Below are 7,258 nucleotides of genomic sequence, written 5' to 3' on the forward strand. Positions count from 1 at the left end.
ACCCTGGCCGGCGCTCGGCGACACCTCGAGATCGACCTGTCAGAGGTCGAGGGTCTGGAATCCCGTCGCGAGGAGATCAGGGCCCTGGTGGCGACGGTCGCGGCGGTCTCCGGTGACGAGCGCAAGCGGGCCCTGGCGGACACCGGACTGTTCATGCCGCACCTGCCCGAGCCGTGGGGCCTGGGGGCCTCGCCCGCCGAACAGCTCCTGATCGACGAGGAGCTCGAGGCCGCGGGCGTGAGCCGCCACAACATCACCATCGGCGGCTGGGCCGTGCCGACCATCCTGCAGGCCGCACCCGAGCACGCCGACCGGCTGGTCCGCGGCACCATGGCCGGCGAGATCAGGTGGTGTCAGCTGTTCTCCGAGCCCGGCGCCGGCTCCGATCTCGCGGCGCTGCGCGCGACCGCCGAGAAGGTCGACGGCGGGTGGCGGATCAACGGCCAGAAGGTGTGGACCTCCCTGGCGCGCGAGGCCGACTGGGCCATGTGCCTGGCCCGCACGGATCCCGACGCCCCCAAGCACAAGGGCATCACCTACTTCCTCGTGGACATGAGATCCGAGGGCATCCGGACCAGGCCACTGCGTGAGATCACCGGTGAGGCGCTGTTCAACGAGGTCTACCTCGAGGACCTGTTCGTCCCCGACGAGTTCCAGGTCGGACAGGTGAACGACGGCTGGAAGATCGCGCGGACGACCCTGGCCAACGAGCGTGTGGCGATGGGCGGCGGCTCCTCGCTCGGCGAGGCCGCCGAGGAGATCATCGGACTCATCCGCGCGGCGGGGGCCCAGGACGACGCCCTGGTCCTGGACGAGCTCGGCAGGCACGTCGCCGACGGGGTGGTGGGGAGCCTGCTCGACCTGCGCACCGCGCTGCGGAGCCTCTCCGGTTCCGGCCCGGGCGCCGAGTCCTCCGTCCGCAAGATCGTGGGCGTGCGCCACCGCCAGGACATCGCCGAGTTCGGGCTCGAGCTCACCGGTACCGGCGGGGTCGAGTTCACCGAGCAGGGGCGCAAGTTCCTCATGGTCCGCTGCCTGTCGATCGCCGGCGGCACGGAGCAGGTGCTGCTCAACGTGGTCGGGGAACGCATCCTCGGCCTGCCCAGGGACTGACCGACCCGTGCCTGAACCCCTCTCGACTAAGGACTGATCTGACGTGGATTTCACCCGTACCGAGACCCAGGCCGCCGTCGCCGAGGCCGTGGCCGGCGCACTGACCACGGCCGCCCCGGCAGACGAGCTGCTCACCGCGCTGCCCAGCCGTGGAGTCTCCGACGCCGGCTACGACGAGCGGCTGTGGTCCGCGTTCGCGGGGTCGGGGTTGCTCTCGCTGGGCCTGCCCGCCGCGCTCGGCGGTGACGACCTCTCGGTGGCCGACATCGCCGTGGTCCTCGAGGAGGTCGGACGGTCCGGCGTGGTGATCCCCGCGCTCGAGACCCTCGGCTTCGGCGTCATGCCGATCGTCGCCCTCGGCACCGCGGACCAGCAGAAGGCGCTGCTCGAGGGTGTCGAGGACGGCCGCATCCTCACCGCCGCCCTCGCCGAGCCCGGGAGCCCGCTCCCGCTCGAACCCACCGTGCGCCTCGACGGCGGGACGATCAGCGGCACCGTCACCGCGGTCCGCTACGCCGCCCAGGCCCGATCCGTCCTGGTGCCGGTGTCCACGGCCGAGGGAACGCCCGCCCTCGTCGTCGTCGCCCCCGACGCCCCCGGGGTCACCCTGACCCCGACCCTCGGGTCGCTCGGCGTGCCGGAGTACGCGATGCGGTTCGAGGCGACACCGGTCGACGACGACGTGCTCCGCGGCCCGGGGGACGGATCGGTCCTCGACGAGTTCCGACGGCTCGTCCTGGCGGCGTGCATCGCCCACGGTGACGGCCTGGTCTCCGGCGCGTTGGACATGACCGCCGACTACCTCAAGCAGCGTGTGCAGTTCGGCAAGCCGCTCGGCTCGTTCCAGGCGGTCCAGCAGGAGCTGGCCGACGTCTACATCATCTCGCGCACTCTGCACGTGATCTCACAGTCGGTGACCTGGCGGGTCTCGGAGGGGCTCACCGGCCCGGCGGACCGCTACGCCACCGATCCCGCGATCGGTGCCTACTGGCTGGCCACCGAGGGGCCGCGAGCGGTGCAGATGCTGCACCATCTGCACGGCGGGGTCGGGGTGGACATCACCTACCCCATGTTCCGGTACTCGTCGGCGGTGAAGGACCTGGCCCGCTTCGTCGGCGGCGCGCAGTACCACCTGGACGACCTCGCGTCGGCGGTGGCGTCCGACCCCGTCGAGTACGTGGCACCCGCCTCGACCGACGCCGACGCCGGAGCGGCGCCGGATGGCACATTCATCGACCTCACCTCAGACCAGCGAGCCCTCCAGGCCGAGCTCCGTGAGTACTTCTCCACGCTCATCTCGCCCGAGGAGGCGGCGGACATCGCCACCACCCGCCACGGCGACACCTACGCCAAGATCATCGAGCGGATGGGCCGGGACGGGTGGCTGGGCGTGGGGTGGCCCACGGAGTTCGGCGGTAAGGGTTTCGGCCACATCGAGCAGTTGATCTTCACCAACGAGGCCACCCGCGCCGACGTGCCGTTGCCGTCGGTCACGCTGCAGACCGTGGGCCCGACCCTGCAGAAATACGGTACCGAGGCGCAGAAGGAGAAGTTCCTCCCCGGCATCCTCAACGGCTCGATCCACTTCGCCATCGGCTACTCCGAGCCCGACGCCGGTACCGACCTCGCCGCGCTGCGGACCACCGCCAGGCGCGACGAGGCGACCGGCGACTGGATCATCAACGGGCAGAAGATGTGGACCACCGGCGGCCATCACGCCGACTACATCTGGCTGGCCGCCCGCACCGGGGCCCCGGACTCCCGGCACCGCGGACTGACCATCTTCATCGTCGACACCACCGACCCCGGGTTCTCGTACACCCCGATCATCACCTGCGACGGCGCCCACCACGTCAACGCCACCTACTACTCGGACGTGCGCGTCCCGGCGGACATGGTCGTCGGCGAGGTCGACGGTGGGTGGAAGATGCTCACCACCCAGCTCAACCACGAGCGCGTGATGCTGGCGCCGTCCGGCCGACCGGGCGGGTACTACGACGAGCTGGTCGGCTGGGCCCGCGGCACCGGGGCCGACGGGGTCCGGCACCTGGACCGGCCGGAGGTCCGTCGCGGGCTCGCCGAGATCTTCGCGTTCGTCCGGCTCAACGAACTGCTCAACTGGCAGGTCTCCTCCGCCGGGGAGAACCCGTCGATGGGCGACTCGGCCGCGTCCAAGGTGTTCTCCACCGAGAGGATCCAACACGTCGGTCGGATCATCGAGGAACTACTCGGCCGCTTCGGCGACCCCACCGATCCCGACACCGCGAAGCTCCAGCGGTGGTTCGACATGATGAACAAGCGCAACGTCGTGATCACCTTCGGGGGAGGCGTCAACGAGGTCATGCGCGAACTGACCTGCATGGGCGGCCTCGGCATGCCCCGCACCGCCCGCTGACGGCGGCCCGATCCGGCCACGTCCACCACCGAACGAGAAGGACATCCATGAGTGACGAGCAGGCGGACCGCATCCTCGCCGCCGCCGACGAGGTGCGCCGGTCCGGGGGCAGCGCACCCAGGACGGGCCGAGATCCCGTCAACCTGCCGATGATCCGCAACTGGACCGAGGCGATCGGTGACGTCAACCCGATCTACACCGACGAGGCCGCGGCGGGGGCGGCCGGCCACGGTGGCCTCGTGGCCCCGCCGGCGATGGCGCAGGTGTGGACCATGCGTGGTCTGGGGAAGGCTCGGGAGGCCGACGACCCGCTGGGGCGGATGACCGACATCCTCGACGCCGAGGGCTTCACCTCGGTGGTGGCCACCAACTGCGACTCGACCTACCACCGGTACACCCGTCCGGGCGAGGAGGTCACCATCTCCTCGGTGCTCACCGACGTCGTGGGACCCAAGACCACGGGCCTGGGGGAGGGCTGGTTCTTCACCACCCGCAACTACTGGCGGGTCGGTGACGAGCTCGTGGCGGAGATGGACTTCCGGATCCTCAAGTTCCGCCCCGCCGCCCGTGACGCCGAGCCCGCTACCAAGCCCGCCGGCATCGTCTCGAGCTCCGGGGCCCCTACGGACGACCTGGTGGTGGGAAAGGTCATGCGCCCGTCCGTCTCGCAGGACACGCGCTTCTTCTGGGACGGCGTCCGCGCCCACGAACTGCGCATCCAGACACTCGAGGACGGCTCGCTGCAGCACCCGCCCGTCCCGGCGCTGTGGAAGGGCAGGTCCGAGCAGACCGACTACGTCGTGGCCTCCGGTCGCGGCACCGTGTACAGCTTCGTCACCCACCACGCCCCACGCGTCCCGGGACGCACCCGGTTCCCGTTCGTCATCGCCCTCGTGGAGTTGGAGGAGGGGGTGCGGATGCTCGGTGAGTTGCGCGAGGTGGACCCGGCCGAGGTGACGATCGGGATGCCGGTCGAGGTCGAGTTCCTCGACATGCCGGGCGACCCCGGCGAGGACGCCGCCTTCGGGACCGAGCCGTGGACCCTGTACGCCTGGCGGCCGGTCGCCGACCGCGAGACCACCGAGCACGCGAGCGCCGAGCGGGAGGAGTCGAAGTGAGTGATCGAGTGATCTGCCCGGCCGAGCCGCCCGCGGTGGCGGTGGGGGACCGTCTGCCCGAGTTGACCGTCGAAGGCACCCCGACGTTCATCGTGGCCTCCGCTCTGGCGACCCGGGATTTCCAGGACGTGCACCACGACCGCGACCTCGCTCACGCCAAGGGCTCCGAGGACATTTTCGTCAACATCCTCACGGACACGGGTCTGGTGCAGCGGTTCGTCACCGACTGGGCGGGTCAGCGCGCCCGGATCACGTCGATCAGGCTGCGCCTCGGAGTGCCCTGGTACGCGTACGACACGCTCACCCTGGCCGGTGAGGTCACCGGGGTCGACGCCGACGGGCTGGTCACTCTGAAGATCGTCGGCACGGACTCGTTGGGCGCGCACGTCACCTCGACGGCGACCCTCTACATGAACGGAGATCCACAGTGAGCACCCTCGCGGCCGAGTCACTCGCCAACCGGGCCGCGATCGTCGGCATCGGTGCCACCGACTTCTCCAAGGACTCGGGCCGCTCCGAGCTGCGTCTGGCCGCCGAGGCCGTGCGCGCGGCCGTGGCCGACGCGGGACTGCAGCCGTCGGACGTGGACGGCCTGGTGTCCTTCACGATGGACACCAACACGGAGATCGCGGTGGCGCGGGCCGCCGGCATCGGCAGCCTGAACTTCTTCTCCCGGATCCACTACGGCGGCGGCGCGGCGTGCGCCACGGTGCAGCAGGCCGCGATGGCCGTGGCGACCGGGGTGGCCGAGGTGGTGGTCTGCTACCGCGCGTTCAACGAACGGTCGGGGATGCGGTTCGGCCAGGTCAACTCGGCCCTGGTGCAGCAGGTCAACTCGTCCGGGACGGACAACGCGTTCTCCTACCCGCACGGGCTGTCGACCCCGGCCGGGTTCGTGGCGATGGTCGCCCGGCGGTACATGCACGACTACGGGGCCACGAGCGAGGACTTCGGCCGGATCGCGGTGGTGGACCGCACGCACGCGGCCGTCAACCCGAACGCGTTCTTCTACGACATGCCGATCACGCTCGCGGATCACCAGAGCTCGCGCTACATCGCCGAGCCACTGCACCTGTTGGACTGCTGCCAGGAGTCCGACGGCGGCCAGGCGATCGTCGTGACCACCCCCGAACGCGCCCGGGACCTGCCGCACCGGCCGGTGTCGATCGCGGCGGCCGCCTCGGGTTCGGGGCCCGATCAATACATCATGACCTCGTACTACCGCCCGGAGCTCGCCGGGCTGCCGGAGATGGGGATCGTCGGCGATCAGCTGTGGTCCCAGTCCGGACTCCGTCCGCAGGACATGGACATGGCGGTGCTGTACGACCACTTCACGCCGTACGTCCTCATGCAGCTCGAGGAGCTCGGCTTCTGCGGCCGAGGAGAGGCCAAGGACTTCGTCCGTGATCCGGGCGCGCTCGAGGTGGGCGGGCGGCTGCCGCTCAACACCCACGGCGGGCAACTCGGCGAGGCCTACATCCACGGCATGAACGGCATCGCGGAGGGCGTGCGTCAGCTGCGGGGCGACTCGGTGAACCAGGTGCCGGGTGCGGAGAAGCTGGTCGTCACCGCGGGCACCGGGGTGCCGACGTCGGGCCTGGTGCTCACGGTCTGACCGACGGTATGGCGGTGCGGCTGACCGCGGGGCCGACCGACGGCCCGACCTCGGGGCTCAGCCGCGCAGGCACCCGCGGATGAACGACCCGATGTCGCGCACCGCGAGCTTGGCCTCGGGGACGAGGGGGTGGAACACCTGGAACACGTGGAACTGGTGGGGCCAGAGCTGGAACTCGTGCCGGACCCCGTGTTCGGCGAACCGCTCGGCGAGCTTCTCGATCCCCCCGCAGAAGATCTCCTCGCCCCCGCACTGGATGAGGAACGGCGGCCAGTCCGGGGACGGGACGTGATTGATCGGCGAGATGGCGGGATCGTCCGGGTCCACCCCCGGGGCGTACTGGCGTCGGCACAGCTCGGCCAGGCCGAGGGCGAGGAACGGGTCCTTGCGGGTGCGGTCGCGGGCGGTCATGTCCGTGAAGTCCAGATCCACCCACGGTGAGAGCAGGACGACCCCCGCCGGCATCGCGGCCTTCTCCGCGCCGAGGGCGGCCACGAGTTGCAGGGCGAGGTTGCCGCCGGCGGAATCCCCGGCCACCACGATGTCCTGCGCCCGGAAGCCCATGCTCAGCAGCCACTCCCAGCCCGCGAGGGTGTCCTCGGTGGCCGCGGGGTGCGGGTGCTCGGGCGCGAGCCGGTAGTCGGGCAGGAAGACCGGCACGCCGGTCTCGCTGGCCATCCGCGAGGCGAGGGCCTTGTGCGACCAAGGGGATCCGAAGGTGAAGCCACCGCCGTGGATATGGAAGATCACCTTGTCCGAGTGGAAGAACCGCTTGCGACCCACCCACAACCCGGGCACGGGACCGTCCGAGGACCAGTCGTTGGTGGTCTCGAGAGCGGCCGCCCGGCCGGCTCCGGAGGTCAGCGCGCGAAGTCGACCGAGGGACGCGTCGGTAGCCGGCATCTTGTCCAGGGCGGGGCGGACGAACATCCTCAGGCCGCCGGCGAGTCCGCGGGAGCGGAGGGTCCCCTGCTCGCCGGGGCCCGTCAGCGTCGGCGTGCGGCCCGACGGTCGGTC

The 7,258-nt window shown here is 70.8% G+C and carries 6 protein-coding genes and 1 pseudogene; 6 read left to right on the forward strand and 1 reads right to left on the reverse strand.

What is annotated here, in order from left to right; all coding sequences use genetic code 11:
- From IY392_RS11455 to IY392_RS11475, 6 genes and pseudogenes are all read left to right on the forward strand, one after another.
- Positions 1-1,113 (forward strand): acyl-CoA dehydrogenase family protein (locus tag IY392_RS11455; RefSeq protein ID WP_194861290.1); only part of this gene is annotated, 1,113 nt, incomplete at its 5' end.
- An 88-nt stretch (positions 1,114-1,201) separates the two neighbouring features.
- A pseudogene (locus tag IY392_RS19600) lies at positions 1,202-2,254 on the forward strand (acyl-CoA dehydrogenase family protein); the annotation flags it as partial.
- 36 nt (positions 2,255-2,290) lie between these two features.
- Complete coding sequence (locus tag IY392_RS19605) at positions 2,291-3,508, forward strand: acyl-CoA dehydrogenase family protein (RefSeq protein WP_309234170.1); 1,218 nt, start codon at positions 2,291-2,293, stop codon at positions 3,506-3,508.
- A 47-nt stretch (positions 3,509-3,555) separates the two neighbouring features.
- The gene (locus IY392_RS11465; protein WP_194861292.1) at positions 3,556-4,626 is read left to right on the forward strand and encodes a bifunctional MaoC family dehydratase N-terminal/OB-fold nucleic acid binding domain-containing protein; all 1,071 of its coding nucleotides are present in this window, start codon (positions 3,556-3,558) and stop codon (positions 4,624-4,626) included.
- A complete protein-coding gene (locus tag IY392_RS11470; protein ID WP_107755717.1) occupies positions 4,623-5,057 on the forward strand; it encodes a MaoC family dehydratase in 435 nt (144 codons plus the stop codon). Before IY392_RS11465 ends, IY392_RS11470 begins: the two co-directional genes overlap by 4 nt.
- A complete protein-coding gene (locus tag IY392_RS11475) occupies positions 5,054-6,241 on the forward strand; it encodes a lipid-transfer protein (RefSeq protein ID WP_194861293.1) in 1,188 nt (395 codons plus the stop codon). Before IY392_RS11470 ends, IY392_RS11475 begins: the two co-directional genes overlap by 4 nt.
- 57 nt (positions 6,242-6,298) lie before the next feature.
- Here IY392_RS11475 and IY392_RS11480 read toward each other — a convergent pair.
- On the reverse strand, positions 6,299-7,258 hold a 960-nt coding region (locus IY392_RS11480; protein ID WP_194861294.1), incomplete at its 5' end, for an alpha/beta hydrolase.

Origin of the sequence: Dietzia sp. SYD-A1, assembly GCF_015356725.1 — a bacterium.
Classification (GTDB): Bacteria; Actinomycetota; Actinomycetes; order Mycobacteriales; family Mycobacteriaceae; genus Dietzia.

Excerpts from the sequence above, each read along its gene's own strand:
- IY392_RS11465 (WP_194861292.1), top strand. The coding sequence starts at position 3,556 with ATGAGTGACGAGCAGGCGGACCGCATCCTCGCCGCCGCCGACGAGGTG.